General features: G+C 72.5%; 20 protein-coding genes and 1 pseudogene. 7 read left to right on the top strand and 14 right to left on the bottom strand.

Translation table 11 applies throughout. From position 1 onward, the window contains the following. The first annotated feature begins 45 nt into the window (after nt 1-45). Entirely contained in the window at nt 46-3087 is a 3042-nt protein-coding gene (locus tag KBX71_RS34420; protein WP_305798230.1) for a BTAD domain-containing putative transcriptional regulator, read from the top strand. 7 nt (nt 3088-3094) lie between these two features. On the opposite strand, the gene KBX71_RS17925 is transcribed toward KBX71_RS34420, so the two are convergent. From KBX71_RS17925 to KBX71_RS17950, 6 genes are all read right to left on the bottom strand, one after another. Continuing rightward, nucleotides 3095-3649, bottom strand: a complete 555-nt coding sequence (locus tag KBX71_RS17925) for a dihydrofolate reductase family protein (protein ID WP_124817516.1) — start codon at nt 3647-3649, stop codon at nt 3095-3097. Nucleotides 3650-3722: 73 nt separating this feature from the next. Then, nucleotides 3723-4277 carry a hypothetical protein gene (locus tag KBX71_RS17930; protein WP_307847139.1) on the bottom strand — a complete coding sequence of 185 codons (555 nt, stop codon included), beginning with the start codon at nt 4275-4277 and terminating at the stop codon, nt 3723-3725. 17 nt (nt 4278-4294) lie between these two features. Continuing rightward, on the bottom strand, nt 4295-6139 hold the full coding sequence (locus KBX71_RS17935; RefSeq protein ID WP_210819145.1) for a S9 family peptidase: 1845 nt from the start codon (nt 6137-6139) through the stop codon (nt 4295-4297). Next, a complete protein-coding gene (locus KBX71_RS17940) occupies nt 6140-7918 on the bottom strand; it encodes an N-acetylglutaminylglutamine amidotransferase (protein WP_210819146.1) in 1779 nt (592 codons plus the stop codon). Nucleotides 7919-8016: 98 nt separating this feature from the next. Next, nucleotides 8017-10686 (bottom strand): carboxylate--amine ligase/circularly permuted type 2 ATP-grasp protein, encoded by a 2670-nt coding sequence (locus KBX71_RS17945; RefSeq protein WP_210819147.1) that lies wholly within the window; start codon nt 10684-10686, stop codon nt 8017-8019. A 135-nt stretch (nt 10687-10821) separates the two neighbouring features. Further along, entirely contained in the window at nt 10822-11388 is a 567-nt protein-coding gene (locus tag KBX71_RS17950; RefSeq protein WP_210819148.1) for a DJ-1/PfpI family protein, read from the bottom strand. A 53-nt stretch (nt 11389-11441) separates the two neighbouring features. Between KBX71_RS17950 and KBX71_RS17955 the strand changes: the two genes are divergently transcribed. Continuing rightward, nucleotides 11442-12386 carry a GlxA family transcriptional regulator gene (locus KBX71_RS17955; protein WP_210819149.1) on the top strand — a complete coding sequence of 315 codons (945 nt, stop codon included), beginning with the start codon at nt 11442-11444 and terminating at the stop codon, nt 12384-12386. A gap of 65 nt (nt 12387-12451) precedes the next feature. On the opposite strand, the gene KBX71_RS17960 is transcribed toward KBX71_RS17955, so the two are convergent. From KBX71_RS17960 to KBX71_RS17975, 4 genes are all read right to left on the bottom strand, one after another. Next, on the bottom strand, nt 12452-13054 hold the full coding sequence (locus KBX71_RS17960; RefSeq protein WP_210819150.1) for a dihydrofolate reductase family protein: 603 nt from the start codon (nt 13052-13054) through the stop codon (nt 12452-12454). A 135-nt stretch (nt 13055-13189) separates the two neighbouring features. Then, nucleotides 13190-13768: a TetR/AcrR family transcriptional regulator gene (locus tag KBX71_RS17965; RefSeq protein WP_210819151.1), complete on the bottom strand. Its 579-nt coding sequence runs from the start codon at nt 13766-13768 to the stop codon at nt 13190-13192. Between the two features lie 5 nt (nt 13769-13773). Then, nucleotides 13774-13971, bottom strand: coding sequence for a hypothetical protein (locus tag KBX71_RS17970; protein WP_210819152.1), 198 nt, complete (start codon nt 13969-13971; stop codon nt 13774-13776). A 115-nt stretch (nt 13972-14086) separates the two neighbouring features. Continuing rightward, nucleotides 14087-14458 carry a hypothetical protein gene (locus KBX71_RS17975; RefSeq protein WP_210819153.1) on the bottom strand — a complete coding sequence of 124 codons (372 nt, stop codon included), beginning with the start codon at nt 14456-14458 and terminating at the stop codon, nt 14087-14089. Between the two features lie 151 nt (nt 14459-14609). Between KBX71_RS17975 and KBX71_RS17980 the strand changes: the two genes are divergently transcribed. Together KBX71_RS17980 and KBX71_RS17985 are read left to right on the top strand one after the other, a co-directional pair. Next, nucleotides 14610-15020 (top strand): VOC family protein, encoded by a 411-nt coding sequence (locus tag KBX71_RS17980; protein WP_210819154.1) that lies wholly within the window; start codon nt 14610-14612, stop codon nt 15018-15020. A gap of 37 nt (nt 15021-15057) precedes the next feature. Further along, nucleotides 15058-16035 (top strand): aldo/keto reductase, encoded by a 978-nt coding sequence (locus KBX71_RS17985; protein WP_210819155.1) that lies wholly within the window; start codon nt 15058-15060, stop codon nt 16033-16035. Here KBX71_RS17985 and KBX71_RS17990 read toward each other — a convergent pair. From KBX71_RS17990 to KBX71_RS33795, 3 genes and pseudogenes are all read right to left on the bottom strand, one after another. Continuing rightward, nucleotides 16029-16793, bottom strand: a complete 765-nt coding sequence (locus tag KBX71_RS17990) for a YqjF family protein (RefSeq protein WP_210819156.1) — start codon at nt 16791-16793, stop codon at nt 16029-16031. The two genes, KBX71_RS17985 and KBX71_RS17990, sit on opposite strands and share 7 nt — an antisense overlap. A 37-nt stretch (nt 16794-16830) precedes the next feature. Then, nucleotides 16831-17337, bottom strand: coding sequence for a DNA glycosylase AlkZ-like family protein (locus KBX71_RS34600; protein ID WP_307847150.1), 507 nt, complete (start codon nt 17335-17337; stop codon nt 16831-16833). Further along, nucleotides 17232-17798 (bottom strand): annotated as a pseudogene (locus KBX71_RS33795) (DNA glycosylase AlkZ-like family protein); the annotation flags it as partial. The pseudogene KBX71_RS33795 and the gene KBX71_RS34600, both read right to left, overlap by 106 nt. Nucleotides 17799-18064: 266 nt before the next feature. Between KBX71_RS33795 and KBX71_RS18000 the strand changes: the two are divergent. From KBX71_RS18000 to KBX71_RS18010, 3 genes are all read left to right on the top strand, one after another. Next, nucleotides 18065-18988 (top strand): RNA polymerase sigma factor, encoded by a 924-nt coding sequence (locus KBX71_RS18000; RefSeq protein ID WP_210819158.1) that lies wholly within the window; start codon nt 18065-18067, stop codon nt 18986-18988. Nucleotides 18989-19100: 112 nt separating this feature from the next. Then, entirely contained in the window at nt 19101-19985 is an 885-nt protein-coding gene (locus tag KBX71_RS18005) for an alpha/beta fold hydrolase (RefSeq protein ID WP_210819159.1), read from the top strand. 121 nt (nt 19986-20106) lie between these two features. Then, nucleotides 20107-20568, top strand: coding sequence for a DUF5709 domain-containing protein (locus tag KBX71_RS18010; RefSeq protein ID WP_210819160.1), 462 nt, complete (start codon nt 20107-20109; stop codon nt 20566-20568). A 54-nt stretch (nt 20569-20622) separates the two neighbouring features. On the opposite strand, the gene KBX71_RS18015 is transcribed toward KBX71_RS18010, so the two are convergent. Continuing rightward, nucleotides 20623-22203, bottom strand: a complete 1581-nt coding sequence (locus KBX71_RS18015; protein ID WP_210819161.1) for a DHA2 family efflux MFS transporter permease subunit — start codon at nt 22201-22203, stop codon at nt 20623-20625. Nucleotides 22204-22342: the final 139 nt, after the last annotated feature.

Consider the following 22342-nt stretch of genomic DNA (forward strand, 5'->3'; position numbering starts at 1 on the left):
CGGACGCGCTCCGGGGCGACAGCGGCTCAGCTCAGCGCGACTAGGATGACCGCCGTGCAGTTCGGGGTGCTCGGGCCGCTCGCCGTGACCACGGACGCCGGCGAGCCGGTGGTGGTGCCCGGCACGAAGGTCCGGGCGTTGCTGGCCGACCTGTTGGCCAACCGCAACCAGGTGGTCTCGGCGGACCGCCTCATCGACGACCTCTGGGGTGACGACGCCCCCGCGAACCCGGCCGGCGCCCTCCAGGTGCGGGTGTCGCAACTGCGCAAGGCGCTCAACGATGCCGAGCCCGGAGCCCGTGAGCTGGTCGAGTCCCGACCACCCGGCTACCTGCTGCGGGTCGACGCGGTCGACGTCGGTCGCTTCGACGAGTTGGCCCGGTGCACCGACGTCGAGCGGCTGACCGAGGCGCTCGCGTTGTGGCGCGGTGAGGCGTACGCCGACGTGGCCGACGCCGAGTTCGTCCGTGCCGAGGCGGCCCGCCTCGCCGAGCAGCGCCTCGTCGTCCAGGAGCGGTTGGCGCAGGCCCGGCTGGCCCGGGGTGAGCACGATCTGGTGGCCGCGGACCTGGCCGAGTTGGTCGCCAAGCATCCGTTGCGCGAGGGTCTGCGGGCTGTGCAGTTGCGCGCGTTGTACGCGGCCGGCCGCCAGTCCGAGGCGTTGGACAGCTACGCCGACCTGCGGGCCCGGCTCGCCGAGGACCTGGGCCTCGACCCCGGCCCGGAGCTGGTCGCCCTGCACCGCAGGATCCTCGAACAGGACGCCGGCCTGAGCGCACCGCCGAAGGCGGCGTTCATCCGGAACAGCCTGCCGGCCCCGCTCGACGAGTTGATCGGGCGGGCCGACGCGCTGGCCGAGCTACGGGCGCTGCTGCCCCGGCAGCGGCTGGTCACGCTTGTCGGGCCGGGTGGCGTCGGCAAGACCCGGCTGGCCACCGAGACGGCCCGCGCGGCGTCCTACCCGGACGGCGTCCAGCTGATCGAGCTGGCCCCGCTCCCGGCCGGTGACGCGCCCGTCGCCGAACAGGTGCTCGGCGCTCTGGGCGCCCACGAGGCCGCCGGAACGACGCTGTCCCCCGCCGACCGGGTGGTCACGGCCCTGCGGCACCGGCAGCTGCTGCTCGTGCTGGACAACTGCGAACACGTCATCGAACCGGTCGCCGCGCTGGTCTCCCGGCTGCTGCGCGACGTGCCCGGGGTGAGCGTGCTGGCCACCAGCAGGGAGCCACTCGGGCTGACCGGTGAGCTGCTCTGGGAGGTACCCCCACTGCCGGTGCCGGACGACGGTGACCTGGACGCGGTCCGGCGCTCGGCGGCGGCCCGGTTGTTCGTCGCCCGCGCCGCCGCGCAGCAGCGCGGTTTCCACCTCGACCGGCAGACCGCGACTGCTGTCGCCCAGCTGTGCCGCCGGCTCGACGGTCTGCCGCTGGCGCTGGAGCTGGCCGCGACCCGGGTCCGCGCGCTGGGCGTACGCGGGGTGGTGGACCGGCTCGACGACCGGTTCCGGCTGCTCACCACCGCGCAGCGGGACGTGCCACCCCGGCAGCGGACGCTGACCGCGGTGATCGGCTGGAGCTGGGACCTCCTGGACGAGCCCGACCGCGTGGTGCTCGCCCAACTGGCGGTGTTCCCGGACGGCTGCACCCCGGAGGCCGCCGAACAGGTCTGCCGAACCGACCTGGACGCCCTCGCCCGGCTGGTGGACCGGTCGCTTGTGGTGCTCGACGACTCCGGCGCGGCCCCCCGCTACCGGCTTCTCGAGTCGGTGGCCGCGTTTTGCCTGGAACGGCTCACCGACGCCGACGAGGTGCGCGCGCGGCACGCCGCCTACTACACCGAGCTGGCCGAACGCGCCGACCCCGCGCTGCGCGGGGCCGACCAGCAACGTTGGCTGGCGCTGCTCGACGCCGAGCTGGCGAACCTGCGGTCGGCGCTGGCACATGGTGGCGGGCTGCGCCTGGCGGTCGCGCTGAGCTGGTACTGGTTCCTGCGCGGCCGGCTCACCGAGGCGCGGCGAGCGCTGGCCGTGCCCGGCGACCCGGAGCAGGAGGCCCGCGCAGCCCCCTGGCGGGTGGGCTTCGCCCTGTCGCAGGGTGCGGCGGTCGCACCTGACGACGTGCGCGCCGCCGTGGTCGCCGACCCGGCCGGCCACGCCGCGTGGTTCGCGGCCAACGCGGTCATCGAGCACGGCGACCTGGCCCTGGCGTCGGAGCTGCTGCCCACCGGCGCCGCCGACCCGTGGACCGAGGCCGCGGTGCTCACCTCCCTGGCCCACCTCGCACACGCCAACGGCGACCAGGCCACCCTGGAACGCACCGCGACCCGCAGCGCCGCGCTCTTCGCCGACCTCGGCGACCGGTGGGGTCGGCTCCGCGCGACCGAGTGGGTCGGCGGGCTGGCCGACATGCGCGGTGAGCACGAACGCGCCGCCGCGCTGCACCGGGAGGGGCTGCGCTGGGCCGAGGAGTTGGCGCTGTGGCCGCAGGTCTGCGCCGAGCTGTCCTGGCTGGCCTGGCTCGCCGTGCAGACCCGCGACTACGCGCAGGGTCGGGAACTGGCCGAACGCGCGTACGACCTGGCGGTGGAGCAGGGCTCGCCCGGTGCGCTGATCTTCGCGGAGATGAGCCTTGGGTTGGCCGCCCGCCGCGACGGCAAGCTCGACCTGGCCGTCACCCACCTCAGCCGCCTCGCCGACCTGGGCCGGAGTGAGAGCCAACCCGCGCTCTACCTGCCGATGATCCTGGTGGAGCTGGGCTACGCGGTCGAGTTGGGCGGCGACCCGGACGCCGCGTTGGCCCTGCATGTCGAGGCGTTCGAGGCCGCCGAGGCGATGGCGACGATGCGCGACGCGGTCGGCCCGCTGGAGGGGATGGCGTCGGCGGTGCGCTCCCCCGAGGACGCCGTCCGGCTGCTGGGCGCCGCGGCCGCCGCCCGGCTCGCCACGAAGTCCCCCGCCGCGCCGGCCGAACGCGACGACACCGACCGGGTGACCGCACGCCTGCGGGCCGAACTCGGGCCGGAGCGCTTCGACGCGTTGCTCGCCGAGGGCGCGCAGCTGAGCCCGAGCGAGGCCCGGGCTCAGCTCTGATCTCTGGTCAGGCCGTCGTCTTCGGCCGGTACGAGGCGACGATCACGCCGCTCTTGTGCACCCGGGTGTCGACCAGGTCGAACGACGCCTTGACGTCGGTCAGTGCCGCGGTGACGCTGGGGCCGCCCTCCAGCACCGGGTGGATCCAGAACCGGACCTCGTCCACCAGGCCCGCCCGGATCAGCTGGGCGGTGACCGAGCCGAAGCCGTACTGGATGATGTTCTTGCCCTCCTGGGCCTTGAGCGCGGTGACCGCCTCGACCAGATCACCCTGGAGCACCTCCGTGTTGTTCCAGGTGGGGTTGGTCAGGGTGGTCGAGGCGACGTACTTCTTGACGTTGTTGAAGTACGCGGCGCCAGTGGTCGGGTCGCTCTCGTCCATGTTCGGCCAGACGGAGGAAAAGCCGTCGTAGGTGGCCCGGCCCATCAGCATCGCGTCGGCCTCGTTGGTCTGCTCGCCGGCGAGGCTCATGGCCTCCTCGTCGAAGTACGGCCCGGTCCACATCGGGTTCTCGATGACGCCGTCGAGGGTGATGTAGGTCGAGTTGATGAGCTTGCGCATCGGGATCTCCTGGGTGTCGGTCGTGCTCTCCGGTGACACCCAGAACTCTGCCGGAGCCCACTTACGGTTCGCTTCAGGTGCCCTTACCCGGGTCCTCGGGCGGGTCGGTCGACGGGATCGGCAGCGCCTGCGGGGTCACCGTGCCGCCACCGGTCGAGTGGGCCGGGGCGGGGCGGTCACCGCCGCGGCTGTGCAGACGCCCAAGCCCGGCCGGCCCGGCCCGCCGGGTCACCTCGACGGTCACCATCCGCACCGGCGGGGGCGGCGCTGTGAAACGCCCGACGCCCCACCGCACCCAGATCGGGATCCGGCCGGCGTCCGCCTCCGCACGCAACTTCTGCACCGTCCGTGCCCGGTCGGTGTGGTCGACCTCCACCACGACGGGCGGACCGTCGGGGCGGGCGCACGCCACGTCGAGAACCGAATGCCGCTGCTCCAACGGCGGCGGCAACGGCAACACGCTGGGCGCACGCCGGTAGACCCGCCAACCCTGGGCCTCGGCCCACCGCACCACCGAATCGATCACCCGCGCGGTGACCTCGTCGGTGTCCAGGTCGACGAAGGTCACCTCGGTCAGCCACCGACCCAGGTCCGCGGCCAACCGCTCGCCCTGCGCCCCGACCTCCACCGGCGCAGGATAGCGCCTCAGCCGACGACGGTCGCGGTGGCGGCGAGGTGCCGGGTCAGCCAGGAGGTGGTGGCAGTACGGGCCGCCTCGGCGTTGTCCCGCGCCAGGAAGTCGTGCCCCTCCCCGTCGAGCACCAGGTGCCCGTGCGGCACGCCCCGGGCGGCGAGGGCCTCGGCGACCTGCGTCGACTCGCCCGCCGGCACGTTTGTGTCGTTGGCGCCGTGGATCAGCAGCACCGGCACGTCCAGCCGGTCGATGTGGGTCAGCGGGGAGAGGTCGCGCAGCAGGTCTCCGTCCCGCTGCGGGTCGCCGTACTTGCTGACGGCGGCGGCGGCGATCCACGGCTCGGTTTCGGCGAAGAAGGTCCGGAAGTCGGAGATGCCGCACTCGGCGACCCCGGCGGCGAACAGACCGGGGAAGTTCACCAGGACCGCGAGGACCAGGTAACCGCCGTAGGAACGGCCCAGACAGCCGAGCTGACCGGGCCGGGCGACACCGGCGTCGACGAGGAAGTCGGCGCAGGCCGCCACGTCGGCGATCGCACCGTAGCGGCCGGCGAGGTTGTCGGCGGCGACGAACGAGCGGCCGAACCCGGACGACCCGCGGACGTTGGGCGCGAAGACCGCGACGCCCTGCGCCACGAGGGCCTGGAACAGCGGGTTGTAGCCGGGACGCTCCTGCGCCTCCGGGCCCCCGTGCAGGCTGATCGCGGTGGGCCAGGGGCCCGGCCCGGCCGGGCGGTACAGCCAGCCCGAGAGCGGCAGCCCGTCGCGGGCGCGCAGGTCGACAAGTTGCGGCGCGACACCGGCATCGTCCGTACGCGGGGCGGTGTCCGACCGCAGCGCGCGCGGCGCCCCGGTCGACGGGTCGACCAGCCACACCTCCCGGGGCCGCACCGGCCCCTGCGCGGTGAGGCAGAGCAGGCCGCCGTCGGCGGCGAAGGCGGCGTCGCCGAGCACCTCGCCCGGGGCGGCGACGGCCCGCTGCACACCGCTGGCGAAGTCGAGCAGGCTCAGCTCGCTGCGCCCGCCGTAGGTGTTCCACAACAGCGCGCCACGCTGCCCGTCCGCGCTCGGCGTGACGTGCTCCAGCTCGGCGTCCGGTCGCCCGGCGAGCCGGGTCGGTGGCTGCTCCGGTCGGGTCAGGTCGACCCGCACCAGCGCGGCGAGCTCGGAGTACGCGTCGGTGCGGGCCAGCACGCTCGTGCCGTCCGGGCCGAACCAACCCTGGTCGGTGCTGCCCCGCCCGGTGTCCGGCACCAGCCGCCGCCGCTCGCCGGTCGCCACGTCGAGCAGCTCCAGCCAGCGGGCGTTGCGCGGGCCACGACGCAGCAGCGCCACTCCGGCGTCCGGGGTCACGTCCAGGAGCGTGAGCAGGTCGCCCTCGGCGAGCACCCGCCGGTGCCCGGTGCCCGCGTCGACCAGGAGGGCGCGCCCGCGCTCGTCGGTCTCGGTGACCGCCAGCACCGCGCCGTCGGGCAACCAACCGGCCAGCGTGGCGCTGCGGCGGCCGAACCCGGCGACCTGGCGGCGTCGCGTACCGTCCGGGCGCACCACCCACAGCTCGGTGCGGGGCGCGCCCCCGGGGGCGACGACGCAGGCCAGCCACTTGCCGTCCGGGGACCAGCTCACCGCGAGGACCGGCTCGTCGCCCACCGGCACCGCGACGGGCGGGCCCACGTCGACGTCGCAGACCCAGACGCCGGGCGTTCCCGCCCGGTCGGAGAGGAACGCCACCCGGCGGCCGTCGGGGGACGGCGCGGGGGCGAAGTCCTCACCCGTGGGCACCGGCGGCGCCACCGGCCGGTGGCTCGCGGGCCGGGCCCGGCGGGTGGTGCGCGGCGCCTCAATCCGTACGCTCATCTAAACCCCGATCCGCTGCAACCAGAGCTCCAGCAGCCCGAGCTGCCAGAGCGCGTTGGAGCCCAGCGTGGTCCGCCGGGCGTTCGGCGCGTCCAGCAACTCCTCCAGGTAGTCCTTGCGGAACAGGCCCCGCTCACGCGCCGGTCGGGCGGTCAGCGCGTCCCGCACGTCGTCGAGCAGTGGGCCGGAGAGGTGCCGGATGGCGGGCACCGGAAAGTAGCCCTTCGGCCGGTCGATCACCTCGTCCGGGACGATGCCCCGGCTCGCCGCCTTCAGCACACCCTTGCCGCCCTGCGCCAACTTCATGGCCGGTGGGCAGGCGGCGGCCAACTCGACCACCTCGTGGTCGAGGAACGGCACGCGGGCCTCCAGCCCCCAGGCCATCGTCATGTTGTCGACCCGCTTGACCGGGTCGTCGACAAGCATCACCAGGCTGTCCAGGCGCAGCGCCGCGTCCAGCGCGGTGTCCGCGCCGAGCGCGCCGAAGTGCGCGGTGACGAACTCCAGGCTGGCGTCGTGGTCGAGCATCCACTCGGGCGCCAGGTGCCCGCCGAGCGCGTCGTGGCGACGATCGAAGAACACCCGGGCGTACGCCTCGACGGCGTCCGCGCGGGCCACGTTCGCCATCGGCGGGTACCAGTCGTAGCCGGCGAGAATCTCGTCGGCGCCCTGCCCGGACTGCACCACAGTGATCCGCTGCGAGACCTCCTCGGAGAGCAGGTGGAACGCGACGCAGTCGTGGCTGACCATCGGCTCGCTCATCGCGGCGATGGCCCGGTGCACGGCGGGCACGAACCGCTCCGCGCCGATTCGGATCTGCTGGTGGTCGGTGTCGAAGTGGCGGGCCATCCGGTCGGAGTAGTGGAACTCGTCGCCGCTCTCCCCCGCCGCCGCCTCGAAGCCGATGCTGAAGGTGGCAAGCCCGGTCTGCCCCTGCTCGGCCAGCAGGGCGACGATCAGGCTGGAGTCGAGACCGCCGGAGAGCAGCACGCCGACCGGCACGTCGGCGACCATCCGCCGTCGTACGGCGGTGCGCAACGCCGCCATGAGCCGTTCCTGCCACTCGTCGGCGGACATGGCGGGGGCGGCGGCCCGGTTGAACTCCGGCCGCCAGTACGTGGTGTCGGTGCTCCGGCCGTCCGCGGTGATCACCCGCACGGTGGCCGGCGGCAGCTTGCGGACCCCGGCGAGGATCGTGCGCGGCGGTGGCACCACCGAGTGGAAGCTCATGTAGTGGTGCAGCGCCACCGGGTCGAGGTCGGTGTTCACGTCACCGGCGGCGAGCAACGCCGGCAGGGTCGAGGCGAAACGCACCCGGCCCGGTGACTCGGCCAGGTAGAGCGGCTTGATGCCGAGCCGGTCGCGGGCAAGCACCAGTGTGTGCGTGGCCAGCTCGACCAGGGCGAACGCGAACATCCCGTGGAACCGCTCGACGCAGGCCGTCCCCCACCTGTGGTACGCCTTGAGGATCACCTCGGTGTCCGAGGTGGACCGGAAGGAGTAGCCGGCGGCGGTCAGCTCGTCGCGCAGCTCCCGGTAGTTGTAGACGCAGCCGTTGAAGACCATGGCCAGACCCAGCTCGGGGTCGACCATCGGCTGGGCGCCCGCGTCGGACAGGTCGATGATGCGCAGTCGGCGGTGCACAAGGGCCGCCGGCCCCTGCTGCCACCGCCCCTCGCCGTCCGGGCCCCGGGGGGTCAGGTCGGAGAGCATCCGCTCGACGGCGGCCAGGTCCGCTGGCGCCCCGTCGAGGCGGAACTCGCCTCCGAAACCGCACATGGCAGACACCTCTCATCGGCTGGATCCGGTGGGGCCGCTGACCGGTCCAGGCTTGGCGGACCGGGTTGCGTCCCGATGACGGGTGGGTCAAGCGTGGGTTACACCGACGGTTCGTCGGCTCCACCGAGCAGCCAGGTGTCCTTCGACCCGCCACCGCGCGACGAGTTGACGATCATGCTGCCGGCCGGCGCCACCCGGGTCAGCGCCACCGGCGCCACCTCGGCGGTGTCACCGAGGAACACGAACGCCCGCAGGTCGACGTGGCGGGGAGCGAGCGCCGTGCCGTCGAAGACCGGGTGCGTGGTCAGCGCGATCATCTCCTGGGCGATCCACCGGTGTGGGGCCGCGAGGATCTGCTCCCGGACGGCGTCCAACTCCTCCGCCTCGGCCCGGGGGCCGATCACCACCCGGTCACCGCCGTACCCGTCGACCGGCTTGAGCACCAGCTCGTCGAGCCGGCCCAGCACCTCGGCCCGTTGCTCGGGCAGCCCACACAGGTACGTCGGCACGTCCCCCAACAGCGGCTTCTCGCCCAGGTAGTACTCGATCAGCCGGGGCACGTACGCGTACAGCGCCTTGTCGTCACCGACACCGTTGCCCAACGCGTTGGCCAGCGTGAGCCGCCCGGCGTGCACGGCGGCGAGCAGCGGCCACCCCAACGGCACCCCGTCCGCGCCCGGCGCGTGCAGCAGCGCCTCCTCGTCCATCCGCAGGTAGATCACGTCGACCTCGCGGCGGCAGCCCTCGCGGACCAACCGAACCCGGCCCTCCTCCACCAGCAGGTCGCTGGTCTCGGTCAGCGGAACGCCCATCTCGTCGGCGAGCAGCCGATGCTCGAACCACGCCGGATCACCCGGGCCGCTGCTGAGCACCACCACGGCGGGGTCGTCGGCGGCGGCGGGCGCGGCCGCGACCAACGCCCGGTACAGCATCGCCGGCGTCTCGTCGGCGGGCAGCAGATCCTCCGGCACCGGCAGCTCCGGCAGCACCGCCTGGGTCAGCCGACGGTTCTGCACCGCGTAGCCGATCCCGGAGGGCACCCGCAGGTTGTCCTCCAGCACGTACCAGCCGCCGTCCGGGTCGCGGACGAGGTCGGTGCCGGACACCTGGGCGCGGGTGCCCCGCCTGCCCATCAGCGCCCCGGTCGGGCGCAGCCCGGGTGAGGACTCCACCACCCACGCCGGCACCACGCCGTCGGCCACCACGGCCCGGTCGGCGTAGACGTCGCGCAGGAACGCGTCGAGGGCGCGGGCTCGTTGCACCAGGCCGGTACGCAGGGTCCGCCAGTCGGCGGCGGGCACCACCCGGGGCACCAGGTCCACCGGGAAGAGCCGGGTGCTCGCCTCGCCGGCCACGCTGAACGTCACCCCTCGGGCCCGCTGTTCCTCGTCCCGGTCGTGCTCGCGTTGACGCAGGACGCCGGCGCCGAGCTGGCGCAGGGCCGCGAGCATCGGGGCGTACGCCGGCTGCGGTCCGGCCGGTCCGAAGACCTCGTCGCCGGCGTCGGCGTACGTGGGCAGCGTCGGCGGTGTCGGCGCACCCGGCAGCGGCCCTCGGACCCGGCCCCGGGTTTCGTCGAGCAGCAGGTCGACAACGTCGGCCAACCGGCCACGCCGCTCGTACGCCCGCCGCTGCCGCGCCGCGGAGCTGCCGTGTTCCAGCGCGTACCGGGTCAGCTCACTGACCTGCTCCCAGTCCCCGGTCGCCTCCAACTGCGGGCGCAGGTCGGTCACCAGGCGGCGGACCGCCTGGGCGGCGGACACCGGTCGGGCCGACCGGGGCAGGTCGAGCAGGTCGCCTTCCAACCCGGAGCGGGCCGCCCGCCACACGGCGGCGCGCAGCACCGGTGGTCGCACGGCCGTGCGGTCCATCCCGGCGCGCAGGGCGGCGACCTCCCGCCGGACGAGCGCCCGGAACAGGCCGGTGAGCAGGACGATGGTCTCCACGTCGGCGTTGGCGTCGGTGACCCGCAGCTCCACTGTGGGCACGTGCGCCGACGGCCGGACGTCGAAATAGATCATGGCGGGGTCGGTGATGGTCTCGGAGGAGATCAGCTCGGCGACCAGCGCCTCGTGGTCCGCGGCGCTGGTCACCTCGCCCGGGTCGCCGGCCGTGGGCCAGCGTTGCCAGACCAGCGATCGCACGCTGGCGTAGCCGCTGTCCTGGCCCATCCAGTACGGCGAGCTGGTGGAGAGTGCGAGCAGCACCGGCAGCCACGGCTGGACCCGACGGGTGACGGCCACCGCCAGGTCCCGGTCGGAGACGCCGACGTGCACCTGTGCTCCGCAGATCAGCTGCTCCCGGGCGAGCAGCTGGTACTCGTCGAGCATCCGCCGGTAGCGGGACGTGGGGGTCACGCTCGGGTCGCCGTCGGCGCGCAGCGGCACCGTACCGGCCGCCACGATGCCCAGCCCGGCCCGGTCGGCGACCTGGACGGCCGCCTGCCGCAGCCGGGTCAACTCGGCGCGGATCTCGTCCAGGGTGCGACAGACGGCGGTGTTGGTCTCCACCACGCTGCGGTGCAACTCGGCGGTGAACGAGGTCGCCGGCAACCGGTCGAGCAACTCCCCGGCGCGGGGCACCAACTCCCGGGTGTGCAGGTCGACGACGTGGAACTCCTCCTCCACACCGATCGTGGCCAGGTCCGCCGGGTCGCCGTCGTCCAGCGACAGGACCGGGTTCGTGCGCGGGGCGGGCAGCGTCCGGCCGTTGCCGGACCGGTCCACCGGCCCGTCGTACGTCGGCGCGTTCGTGGTGTTGTCGGCCATGGTCACCCCGGTTCGCGTGTCGCTGGTCTGGACTGTCCGACGAGCGTTCCCAGGGTTGATACCGGGGGTGTTTCCGGCGCGTTAAGGTGACGCGCCCGTTCTGTCCGGGCTGCTCAGGGACTCTGTCCGGGCTGCTCAGCGATGCGCCACTCGGTACTCGATGGACGCGGCGACCCGGTCGGCGGTGGCGGCGCCGAGTTCCCGTTCCGTGAGCCACAGCCCCAGATCGAGCCCGGCCGACAGCGCGCCGGCGGTGACCCGGTCACCGTCGTCGACCACCCGCTCGTCGAGGACCGTGACGTCGTAGGCGCGCAACTCGTCGTACGCGTTGCGGTTGGTGGTCGCCCGCCGACCCGTCAGCAGGCCGGCGGCCGCGAGCACCAGCGCGCCCGTGCACACCGACGCCATCCACCGCGCCGTCGGCGCCAACGCGGCCAGCCGCGCCGGAAGCACGCCGTGCTGCGCCTGCGCCCAGGCGCCCTCGGGGGCACGGTCCAGCCATCCGCCACCCGGGACGATCACGCCGTCGGCCTGACTGAGCACCTCGGGGACCTGGAGTCGGACACCGCGCATGCTGGTGACCAGGCCCGGCCGTTCGACGGCGACCAGTCCCACGTCGAAGCCGGCCATCGACAACACCTCGAACGGCCCGAAGACGTCCAGTTCGTCGAAGCCGTCGAACACCACAATCTCGATTCGCATACGGCCCAGAATCTCCCGTCGAGTGGGCGGCGACGAGTGGCATCCTTGCCATCATGCGTAAGAGTCCCGCCACGCACCGGGTCGCCGTTCTCGCCCTCCCCAGAGTCGTCGCCTTCGATCTGACCATCGCGACGCAGGTCTTCGGCCACGAGGGCCACGGCCGGTACGCGCTGACGGTGTGCGCACTGGACGGTGGTTCGGTCACCACCACCACCGCCGGCCTGGAGCTGTCCATCGCCGCGCCGCTTGACGCGCTCGACGATGCCGACACGGTGATCGTGCCCGGATTCCGCCGTGGTCCGGCACCGCCGCGTGCTCTCGAGGCGCTGCGGCAGGCACACGGTCGTGGCGCCCGCATCGCGTCGATCTGCACCGGCGCCTTCGCGCTGGCCCAGGCCGGTCTGCTCGACGGCCGCCGCGCGACGACCCACTGGGCGCACGCCGACGCGCTCGCCCACGAGCACCCACTGGTGCTCGTGGACGCGAACGCGCTGTACATCGACGAAGGCGAGGTGCTCACCAGCGCCGGACTCGCCGCCGGTCTCGACATGTGCCTCTACCTCGTCGGCCGCGACCACGGGCAGGCCGTCGCCATCCAACGGGCCCGCCACATGGTCACACCACTGCACCGAGCCGGCGGTCAGGCCCAGTTCATCCCGCTCGGTGTCCCGGGTGAGGACGACGAGTTGGCCACGGTCACCGCGTGGGCGAGCAGCAACCTGCACCGCCCGATCACCGTCGCGGACCTTGCCCGGCGGGGTGTGATGTCCAGCCGTACGCTGCACCGCGCCTTCCGGAGTCGGTTCCGGACGAGCCCACGAGCCTGGCTGATCCAGCAACGGCTACGCGCCGCCTGCACCCTGCTCGAGGACGGCGGGATCACCGTCGACGAGGTCGCACGGCGCACAGGTCTGGGCACGGCCACCAACCTCCGTGCGCATTTCCAGCGGGCCTTCGCCACCACCCCTACCGCGTACCGGCGGGCCTTCACCCCCTGACCCTCGACGGTGACCGAGGCGCGGCCGGGGGGACCGGCCCTGTCCGGGCCGGCCCCCCGAGGCGTTCAGGCCGCTGGGCGTACCCGGTAGGCCAGGTGGGTGACGCCGTCGCCCTCGACGACGCTGAACGGGCCGTCCAGCTGAAGTGGCGCGATCTTCAGGTCGGCGAAGAGCGGGATGCCGGCGCCGAGCAGGACCGGAACGAGGTCGACGTGCACCTCGTCGAGCAGGCCGGCCTCGACGACCTGGGCGGCGATGGTGCCGCCGTTGACACCGACCTCCTTGTCGCCGGCGATCGCCTTCGCCCGGGCGACGGCGCTCTCGATGCCGTCGGTGACGAAGACGAAGGAGTCGTTCTCGGGCGCCCAACCCTCCGGCACGCTGTGCGTGACAACCACGACGGGCACATCCATCGGATGCCGACCGCCCCACCCGCTGGTGATGTCGAAGAGCCTGCGGCCGACGACGAGCGCGCCGGTCCGCTCGGTGAGAGCCCGCAGGTGCCGGGCACTCGCGGCGGACGTCCGAAAGGTCATCTCCGGGTTGGCCGTCGGCGTCTCGACGTCGCCGTTGCCGTACCACTTGAAGAGGTACTCGAAGCCACCGTGGGACGCGTCCGCGATGTAGCCGTCCAACGACATCGTCGCCCCGGTCGTCACCTTCGTCATCGATCCACTCCTCGGTCCGTGCCGTGTCGGCTCGTCGGCGAGACCGGGTATCCCCGGCCCTCAACCCATGGTCGAAGCCGGCGCGACAGTCCTCGACACGTTCGCCGAACTTTCTTCCAGTGTCAGCCGTGGCCGTCAGGGGCGCAGCGCGTTGAGCACCAGGTCGGCGTACCGGCGCCACACCGCCGGGTCGCGCTCGTCGAGCACGATGAGCTGCCGGACCGCCCCGCAGAGGATGACGCGGATGTCCAGCTCCCCGGCGTCCGGGCGGATCTTGCCGGACGATCGGGCCGCCCCCACCAGTTGCCCGATCAGGCCCAGGATGCGCGCGGCGGGCACCAGCCTGCCCTCGAAGAACGCGTCGGCGAGGACCCGGTCGCGCGCGAGGCGTCCGAACAGGTCGGGCACGAAGGAACACCACTCCCGGTACGCGTCGGCGCCGTCGAGCGCCGCGCGGGTGCGCTGCTCCAGCTCCTGAAACTGCCGCTGCACGACCGCGACGATCAGGTCTTCCTTGCTGGGATAGCTGCGGTACACCGTCGCGCGACCCACCCCGGCCCGCTCCGCCACCTGCGGCACCGTCACCTGGAGACCCTGCTCGGCGAAGAGCTCCCGGGCGGCGGCGATGACCCGCTCCTGGTTGCGACGGGCGTCCAGACGCCGGTGGGGAGCATCCGGGTCGCCCGACGTCGGATCGGAGTCGGACTCTGCCATGGATCTCAGTCTGCCCGGCCGGCACCGCCGGAGACCACGCGCTCGTCGCTGTACACCTTGGTGAGTTCGACGTCGAGCACGGTGCAGACCCGGCTGAACGACCAGTAGTAGCCCACCACCTGAAGCACCTCCACGATCTCGCGTTCGCTCAGGACGTGCCGCACCTGGTCGAACAGTTCGTCGGAGATGCGTGGAGATCGCACCACCTCGGCGGTGAAACGGATGAGAGCCCGGTCGGACGACGACAGTTCCGGGTTGTCGAGGTCCCGAGCGCTGATGATCTCAATGACGCGCTGGTCGAGGCCGGCTCGGGGTCATTCAGGCGATGTCGTCGGCGGGCAGGTCGAAACCCGTCTCGCTGAGGTGACGGAAGCGGCCGTCCTCGGCGTACGTCCCGAAGATGGCGATCTCCCGCTGGGCGGTCGACCCGTCGGCCAGGGTGATCTCGTAGACGTGCCGTTCGGCGTAGCGGAGGCCGTCGCGCAGTTCGTCGAGGACCCGCACGGTGCCGCTGACGATCTGACCGCGTACCCGGGTCACCATCTCGACGAAGCCGGCCCGGTCGAGGGTCTCGCCGTCGCTGCGGTGGGTGTAGTCGGGGGCGTAGAACTCGTCGAGCGCCTCGGTAAGGTCGCGCGTCGGCTCGAAGACGACCGCGCGCAGGGCGTCGCTGATCCGTACCGGGGTCATGGAGCTCCTCGTGCTCGCTCGCAGGCAGATACGGACTCGCGAGTCCGCTTATCCTCCACCGTACCGGACTCTTGGGTCCACTTCCGGTGAGGGTCGTCACTGAGCAGTTTTGGATAAGCATGTGGCGGTGCCACCCCCTAGCGTGACCTGCATGTTCACCGCGATCACGCACTCACAGATCTACGTCCTCGACCAGGACGAGGCCCTCGACTTCTACGTCGGCAAGCTCGGCCTGGAGGTCAACGGTGACGTCGACATGGGCTTCATGCGCTGGCTGACCGTCAGCGTCCCCGGCGAGCCGGGTCGCCAGATCCTGTTGGAGAGGCCCGGACCACCGGCGATGTCCGAGGAGACCGCCCAGCAGGTCCGCGCCCTGGTCACCAAGGGCGCGATGGGCGGCTCGCTCATCTTCTCCACCGACGACTGCCGCAAGACGTACGAGACGCTGCTGGGCCGGGGCGTCGAGTTCACCGAGGAACCCACCGATCGCTTCTACGGGATCGACTGCGCCCTGCGCGACCCGTTCGGCAACAGCATCCGCTTCACCCAGTTGAAGTCCTGAATTACAGTCCACCCGCGCCGGTCGTAGCCTGGGGCGCATGCGAACCACCACGCTGGGCAGCACCGGTCCCGAGGTCGGCGTCATCGGCCTCGGTTGCATGGGCATGAGCCACGGCTACGACATCACCGGCCCTCGCGACGACGACACGTCGATCTCCGTCATCCGACAGGCGCTGGATCTGGGCGCGACGCTTGTCGACACGTCCGACGTGTACGGGCCGTACACCAACGAGGAGCTTGTCGGGCGGGCGCTGGCCGGTGGTCACCGGGAGCGGGCCGTGCTGGCGACGAAGGTCGGCCTGGTCGCCACCTCCCCCACCGGCGGCCCCGGCAACTCACCGAAGATCGGTAACAACGGCCGCCCGGAGCACATCCGCGCGGCGATCGACGAGAGCCTGCGCCGGCTCGGCACCGACCACGTCGACCTGTACCAGTTGCACCGGGTCGACCCGGAGGTGCCCGTCGAGGAGTCCTGGGGCGCGATGGCCGAGGTCGTGGCGGCGGGAAAGGCCCGGCAGATCGGGCTGTCCGAGGTGACGGTGACGCAGATCGTGCGGGCCCAGGCGGTGCACCCGGTGGCGTCGGTGCAGTCCGAGCTGTCGCTGTGGACCCGCGACCCGTTGACCGAGGTGCTGCCGTACTGCGCCCAGCAGGGCATCGCCTTCCTGCCGTTCTCCCCGCTGGGTCGCGGTTTCCTCGCCGGCCGGTTCACCTCGTTCGACGACCTGCCCGTCGACGACTTCCGGCGGGGCCTGCCGCGTTTCCAGCAGGACGCGTTGCGCGCCAACCTCGCCATCGTCGCCCGGGTCCGGGAGATCGCCGACCGGGCCGGCTTCAGCCCCGCGCAGGTCGCCCTCGCCTGGGTGGTCGCCCAGGGCGACCAGGTCATCCCGATCCCCGGCACCAAGACCCCGAAGTACCTGGTGGACAACTGCTCGGCCGCCGACGTGCTGCTCAGCGCCGAGGATCTGTCCGACCTGGACGCGCTGCCCGCACCCGAGGGCGGCCGCTACTGAGCTTCCGGCGGCCCGGCACCGGGTGGCCGGGCCGCCACCGGCGGGCCGAACCTGACCCCGACACCTGGCGAGTAGAGCACGCTGACCGGCGGCCCGACCGGTGCCGGCAGCCCGGCGGCGGCGACCAACTCGTCATCCAGGTGCAGCAGCTCGGCCCGGTGCAGCGGCCAGCTCGGATGCCAGTTCGGCAGGTGCAGCGTGCGCCCGTACGCCCGGGTGTGCAGCCCCCAACGGGCGGTGACGAAGTGTTCGAGCGGGGTCGGGTCGACGATCCGCTCCCCCACCCGCACCACCATCCGGCTCGTCGCGCCCGCCGGCCCGGGCCAACGCCGCCGGCAGCTGTAGGTGCGACGGTCGCCGTCGCGATCCAACCGCATCGACGACCAGAGGTACGGCAGGCGCAGCGTCGCCCGCGCGACGAGCACCGGCACCAGGCGGGACGCGTCGAGGGACCGGAACACGACAGCTCGTCGGCCGGCGTCGTCGACGGAGTAGAGCCGGACGTTGGTCTCCCAGAAGGTGCCGAAGTAGGGCACCCCCGGGCCACGGCCGAAGCCCAGCCCGACCATCCGAAAGCCGATGAGGCCGACGTAGCTGACCCCCTGCACCGTGTCCGGACGAGTGCCGGCGGGCAGCAACGGCGCGACCACCTCCGGGGCGACGGCCCAGTGCAGGAAGGTGAGGTCCTCCCAGCGCTGGCGCAGGATCGCCCAGGGGAACGCCTGCCGGGGCGCGTGGTCGACCGGTTCGGGGTGCACGCCCTCATCGTGGCCCAGGCGACCTGCCGGCGTGGTCTCAGGCGTGCGGACCGACACTGACGGTGCCGATGGTCAGCGACGCCCTGCCCTCCAGGATCTCGCCGACCCGTTCGACCTCCTCACCCAGCGCCCGCTGCCGGGCGGCACCGAGCGTCCCCAGCGGTTCGACTGTCACGCGGATCGAGCGACCGGAGCGGCGTTGATGCCACACGCCGGCGACCACCCCGTCCACCAGCAGCACCGGATAGTTGCCGGCCTGGCCGCCGGCGAGCGCCCGGTCGGCGGCGGCGCCGGGAAAGAGCCGTTCGCGGGGGTGGCAGCCGACCGCATACGCGTCGAAGTACGGCAGCAGCCGCAACCCGGACGGCCGGTCGTCGGGGAACCCGGTGTCGTCGGCGGCCACCGGGTCGGGCTGGTGTACGTGCTGACCCGACCGCGATTCGGGCCGAAGCAGATCACTCCGCTCCGGGTGGCGGCGGTCATCGCGGCGACCCACCTCGGCCACTTGTCCTGGAACGCCTCCATGACCAGGTCGCCCGCCCACGGGCCGGTCCGGGAGACGATCTCCTCGGTCAGCTCGGCGGTGGTCAGGTCGGCCTCGACGACCGCGTCGGCGATGGCCGCGAGGACCTGCTCGGTCTGCCGGGGCGTCAGCAGGGCCACGCTCCGCTCCCACGACGGGGCCGGCAATGCGTTCAGCGCGCCGACCCACACCGGCAGGTCCGCCGCGGCGAGCAGGTGCACCGTCCCGCGCGGCCCACGGGTCTTGACCAGGGTGCGGTCGGTCCACAGTGCCCGGCGCACCAGGGCGCGGGTCGCGCCCGGCACCCGCAGCCCGACGGACAGCTCGGCTGCCGACGCGATCTGGGCGTGCGCGCCACAGATCGCCGACACCACGTCGGCGACGCGTCCGGCGTCCGGTGCGGCGCCCGACGCGGGTGCGGAGAGTCGGTGCCGCGCCAGACGTCGGGCGGACACCTGAGCCCAGCGCAGCTCGATCACCACAGATGCCCGTCACACGCGCTGACGCCGACCGCGCACCACCGAAGGGCTTCGAGAGGGCAGATCCTCATGCCGCCCACGCTACGACCGACGTGTGTCACTTTCCGGCAACCGTCTCCGCCTCCGCGGGCGGTGAGCCTCGCCCTCCCCCGCACCGGCTCAGAGCGGAGACGCTCACTCGTCGTAGGCTGGAAGCGGCGACGGGCACCGAGCAAACCGCCCAAAACCCCCCAGGCGGGACGCCCAGGGACTTGCGGGAGGATGTACGCGTGACGCAGAGCGACGCGGAGCTGGTCGTGCTCGCGCAGACGGGCGACCCGGCTGCGCTCGGGGCGCTGCTGGCCCGGCACGAGGCCGGGATGCGGGCCGTCGCGCTGAGCGTCCTCGGTTACGGGCCGGACGCCGAGGACGCGGTGCAGGACGCGGTGGTCGTCGCCCTGCGCCGCATCGGCGAGGTCCGCGACCCGAACGCCGTCGGCCCCTGGTTGCGGACCATCGTCCGCAACAACAGCCGGATGGCGTTGCGCGGCCCCCGAGCCGTCCCGGTCGCCGAACCGGAGTGGTTCGCCCGCCCCGCCGACACACCCACCCCGGAGGAGGCTCTCGACCGGGCCGCGATGCGCGACTGGGTGTGGCACTCCATCGCGCAACTGTCCGAACCTGACCGCCTCGTCACCCTGCTGCGCTACTTCAGCGACGCGTCCTCGTACGAGCAGATCGCGGCCGTGTGTGGTGTGCCGGTCGGCACCGTCCGCAGCCGCCTCAGCCACGCCCGCCGCGCGCTCGCCGGCGGCCTCCGCACGGCGGCGACCACGGCGCACGCGGACGTCGCCACCTCCAACGACACCCGGTGGCGGGAGGGCAGCGACATGCTCACCACGGCGATGGGCGGCGACTTCGAGCGGGTGGTCCGCGAGAGCTGGTGGCCGAACGCCGAGATGATCGTGCCGGGTGGCCCGCGCGGCGGCCGTGACCTGGCGATCAGTGGCATGGACCGCGACCTGACCGCCGGGGTACGTCAGCGGCTGCGCAACGTGGTGGCCAGCGGCGACGTGCTGATCTGGGAGACCGACCTGATCAGCCCACCTGACGACCCGGAGCACTGCCCACCTGCGGCGCTGTGGTTGCAGGTGCTGCGCGAGGGCCGGGTACGCCACCTCACCCTCTTCCACCCCGTCCCCGCGCTGGTCTGAAAAACCTTCCCGACCGAGCGAACTTTCCCCTCGACCCGCGCATCTGGTCCGCGTCATGCACCAGTTGCCGTGTCGGCGGACGCCGCGCGGGTCTCGGATCGGGAGATAGTTCATGGGTTCCACCAGCCACGACGTCAGCGCCCTCGCACCCGGCGCCCACACGTTCACCGTCGATGGCGTTCGGCAGGTCTACCACGTCGCCGGCACCGGCCCGGTCTGCGTGGCGCACTCCGGCGGCCCGGGCATCGAGTGGGCGTACCTGCGGACGCCCAGCCTGGAGGCGCACTTCACGATGGTCTACGTCGAGCCGGTGGGCACGGGCGCGTCGGGGCAGCTCGACAACCCCGGCGACTATCGTCTCGACACGTATGTCCGGTTCCTGCACGCCGTCGTCGAGCACCTCGGCGCACCCCGGGTGTACCTCCTCGGGCACTCGCACGGCGGGTTCGTCGTCCAGCGGTACGCGCTGGCGCACCCGGACCGGATCGCCGGCCTCGCCCTGTACGACACCTCACCCGTCACCGGCGCCGAGTTCTGGGCCGAGGCCATGGCCGGCCTCGCCGCCTACCCGCAGCGGCACCCGGACCGGCCGGAGGCGGCAGCGGTCCCGGCTGCCTTCGGGCAGATCGGCGGCGCGACTGACGACGAGTCGTTGGGGGCCGCTCTGCGCGCCGCCCTGCCGGTGTACTTCGCGGACTTCTGGGCTCGACAGGACGAGTTCGCCAGGTTTCAGGCGGCCGTCCGGATCTGGTCGGCGCCGGCCGGAGCGCAGGACCCGACGCCCTTCGACGTACGGGACGACCTGGCTGAGATCACCGTGCCCGTCGTGGTGATCGTCGGGGCGTACGACTTCATCTGCGGCCCCCGCTGGGCCGAACAGCTGCACGCGGGGCTTGCGGACTCGCGGCTGGTGACGCTGGAGCGAAGCGGACACTTCGCGCACATCGAGCAGCCGGTGGAGTTCACCGACGCCGTGGCGGAGCTGCTGAAGCGGTAACCCAGCACGGCACAGCGCGCCTCGAGGGCCGTTCGTCACAGCGGGCAGACCTCGGGGCGCTGTCGCGTTACACGGTCATAGGCTGGGCACTTTGCTGCACCGTGACGAAGAGGAGACCGCCGTGAGCCAGACCGAACGGATCGATTCCGTCGACGAGTGGAACGTGGCCGAGGACGACGGTGTCCTGGACGCCTCCGACACCCTCGACGACGACCGGGTCGGCGACCCCCTCGACACCGGCATCATCGCCGAGGACCACTGGACGGCGGCAAACCGGTTCGGCACCACGCCCGCCGAGGAGCGGGCGGGCGAGTCCCTGGCACAACACCTGGCCCAGGAGGTGCCGGATGTCGACCCGTACGCCGAGGGTGGCGACGACGAGGACGAGCTGACCCGCCGGGGGTACGAGGCGGAGGCACGCGCCGGCCGTCTCGTCGCCTACGACGAGGGTGTCCGCGAGGACGACGAGGACGAGGCTGTGGCGTGGGACGCCGGGATCGACGCGGGTGCCGCCAGCGCGGAGGAGGCGGCGATCCACGTGGTCGAGGACCCGGACGGGCCCGGCGACGGTCCGTTGCGCTGACGCCGTACCCGCCGCGCCCAACACCTCAGGAGGTGCCGGGCGCGGCGGGGTCGGTCAGTGGATGACGACGGGCGTCCTGACCTGCTCGCCCTGCGGGTCGTCGAGCTGCGCCGGCTGACGTCGGCGCGGCAGGAACACCGCCGGGATGAGCGTGAGCACGACCAGCGCGAACGCGACCCAGAACGTGCTGGCGAACGACTTGGCGGCGAAGTCGAGCCCGCGCTCGATGAGCGACGGGTCCACCGGCATCTGCTGAAGCAGCTCCGGCCGCTGCTGGGAGGCGATGGCCAGCCCGGCCTCGGTGATCGGCTTGCCGCTCTCGTCCACCAGGCCGGGGATCGGCCGGGAGCCGTTCAGCTCGTTGGTGAGGATCACCGACATCACGGCGGCGCCGACCGACCCGCCGATCTGCTGGAGGATGTTGACAAGCGTCGAGCCGCGGGCCACGTCGTTGGCCGACAACGTCCGCAGGGCCGACGTCATGATCGGCATCATCGTGCCGCCCATGCCGAGGCCCATCACGAACAGCGAACCGCCGAGCAGCCAGTACGACGTCTGCGGGTCGACCTGGGTGAACCCGAAGAACCCGATGACGATGAGCCCCAACGCGAACGGGACGGTACGTCCGATCGGCACCCGGTCGGCGAGCGTGCCCGCGATCGGCATGGTGATCATCGCGCCGATGCCCTGCGGGGCCATCAGCAGACCGGCGGCCAGCGTCGACTCGCCGCGCACCTGCAGGAAGTAGCTCGGGAACAGCAGGCCGGCGCCCATGAACGCGATGATGAACACGAACATCGTCACCGACGCGATGGTCAGGCTGCGGTTCCGGAACAGCCGCAGGTCGAGCAGCGGGTGCCGGGGCTTGAACGAGTAGAGCACGAACGCCACCACCAGCGCGCCGCCGACCAGCATCGGGGCCCAGACCTTGGCCTCGGCGAAGGTGCCCGCCTCCGGCAGGGACGACACGCCGTAGAGGAAGAGGGCGAGACCCGGGGAGAGCATGAGCATGCCGACGAAGTCGAACGACTCGGACGGCTCGGGCGCGTCCTTCGGCAGCGCGAACTGCGCGTAGATCAGGGCGATCACGCCGATCGGCAGGTTGATCAGGAAGATCCAGTGCCAGCTCGCGGTGTCGATCAGCCAGCCACCGAGGATCGGGCCGCCGATCGGCCCCAGCAGCATCGGGATGCCGAGGACTGCCATCAACCGGCCGATCCGGTGCGGCCCGGCCGCCCGGGTCATGATGGTCATGCCCAGCGGCATGAGCATGCCGCCACCGAGGCCCTGCAGGACCCGGTAGCCGATCAGCTCGCCGATCGTGTCGGCCATGGCGCAGAGCCCCGACCCGATCGTGAACAGGGCCAGCGCCACCATGTAGAGACGTTTGGTGCCGAACCGGTCCGCCGCCCACCCGCTGAGTGGGATCACGGTGGCGAGAGCGAGGGTGTAGGCGGTCATGGTCCAGGCGACGCGGGCGTAGGACGCGTCGAACTCGTTCTGGAATGTGGGCAGCGCCACGCTGACCACCGTCACGTCGAGGATCGACATGATCGCGCCAAGGACGACGACGCCCGCCACCTTGAGCACCGCACCGTCGAGTTTGTCCGATGTCGCGATGGATTGCTGTGTCACTAACTCTCCTGAAGTCGATTGAGCCGGCCGATGGTGGGCGGTGGCGGCGATGCCGCGCCTACCGGGCGCGGGGCGCGACGTGCCGGGGCAGCGACGCGCGGAGGCAGACTAACCGCCAGCTGTGACGATTCGCCGCCGG

The sequence above is a fragment of the Micromonospora sp. D93 genome (assembly GCF_018070365.1).
Taxonomy (GTDB): domain Bacteria; phylum Actinomycetota; class Actinomycetes; order Mycobacteriales; family Micromonosporaceae; genus Micromonospora; species Micromonospora ureilytica.

Bases quoted from the DNA above. Each gene is read 5' to 3' on its own strand.
- KBX71_RS17980 (WP_210819154.1), top strand. From the start codon at position 14,610: ATGTTCACCGCGATCACGCACTCACAGATCTACGTCCTCGACCAGGAC.
- KBX71_RS17975 (WP_210819153.1), bottom strand. From the start codon at position 14,458: ATGACCCCGGTACGGATCAGCGACGCCCTGCGCGCGGTCGTCTTCGAG.
- KBX71_RS17925 (WP_124817516.1), bottom strand. From the start codon at position 3,649: ATGCGCAAGCTCATCAACTCGACCTACATCACCCTCGACGGCGTCATC.
- KBX71_RS17945 (WP_210819147.1), bottom strand. From the start codon at position 10,686: ATGGCCGACAACACCACGAACGCGCCGACGTACGACGGGCCGGTGGAC.
- KBX71_RS17955 (WP_210819149.1), top strand. From the start codon at position 11,442: ATGCGTAAGAGTCCCGCCACGCACCGGGTCGCCGTTCTCGCCCTCCCC.
- KBX71_RS17950 (WP_210819148.1), bottom strand. From the start codon at position 11,388: ATGCGAATCGAGATTGTGGTGTTCGACGGCTTCGACGAACTGGACGTC.
- KBX71_RS18005 (WP_210819159.1), top strand. From the start codon at position 19,101: ATGGGTTCCACCAGCCACGACGTCAGCGCCCTCGCACCCGGCGCCCAC.
- KBX71_RS17965 (WP_210819151.1), bottom strand. From the start codon at position 13,768: ATGGCAGAGTCCGACTCCGATCCGACGTCGGGCGACCCGGATGCTCCC.
- KBX71_RS17985 (WP_210819155.1), top strand. From the start codon at position 15,058: ATGCGAACCACCACGCTGGGCAGCACCGGTCCCGAGGTCGGCGTCATC.
- KBX71_RS17960 (WP_210819150.1), bottom strand. From the start codon at position 13,054: ATGACGAAGGTGACGACCGGGGCGACGATGTCGTTGGACGGCTACATC.
- KBX71_RS34420 (WP_305798230.1), top strand. From the start codon at position 46: ATGACCGCCGTGCAGTTCGGGGTGCTCGGGCCGCTCGCCGTGACCACG.
- KBX71_RS17935 (WP_210819145.1), bottom strand. From the start codon at position 6,139: ATGAGCGTACGGATTGAGGCGCCGCGCACCACCCGCCGGGCCCGGCCC.
- KBX71_RS17940 (WP_210819146.1), bottom strand. From the start codon at position 7,918: ATGTGCGGTTTCGGAGGCGAGTTCCGCCTCGACGGGGCGCCAGCGGAC.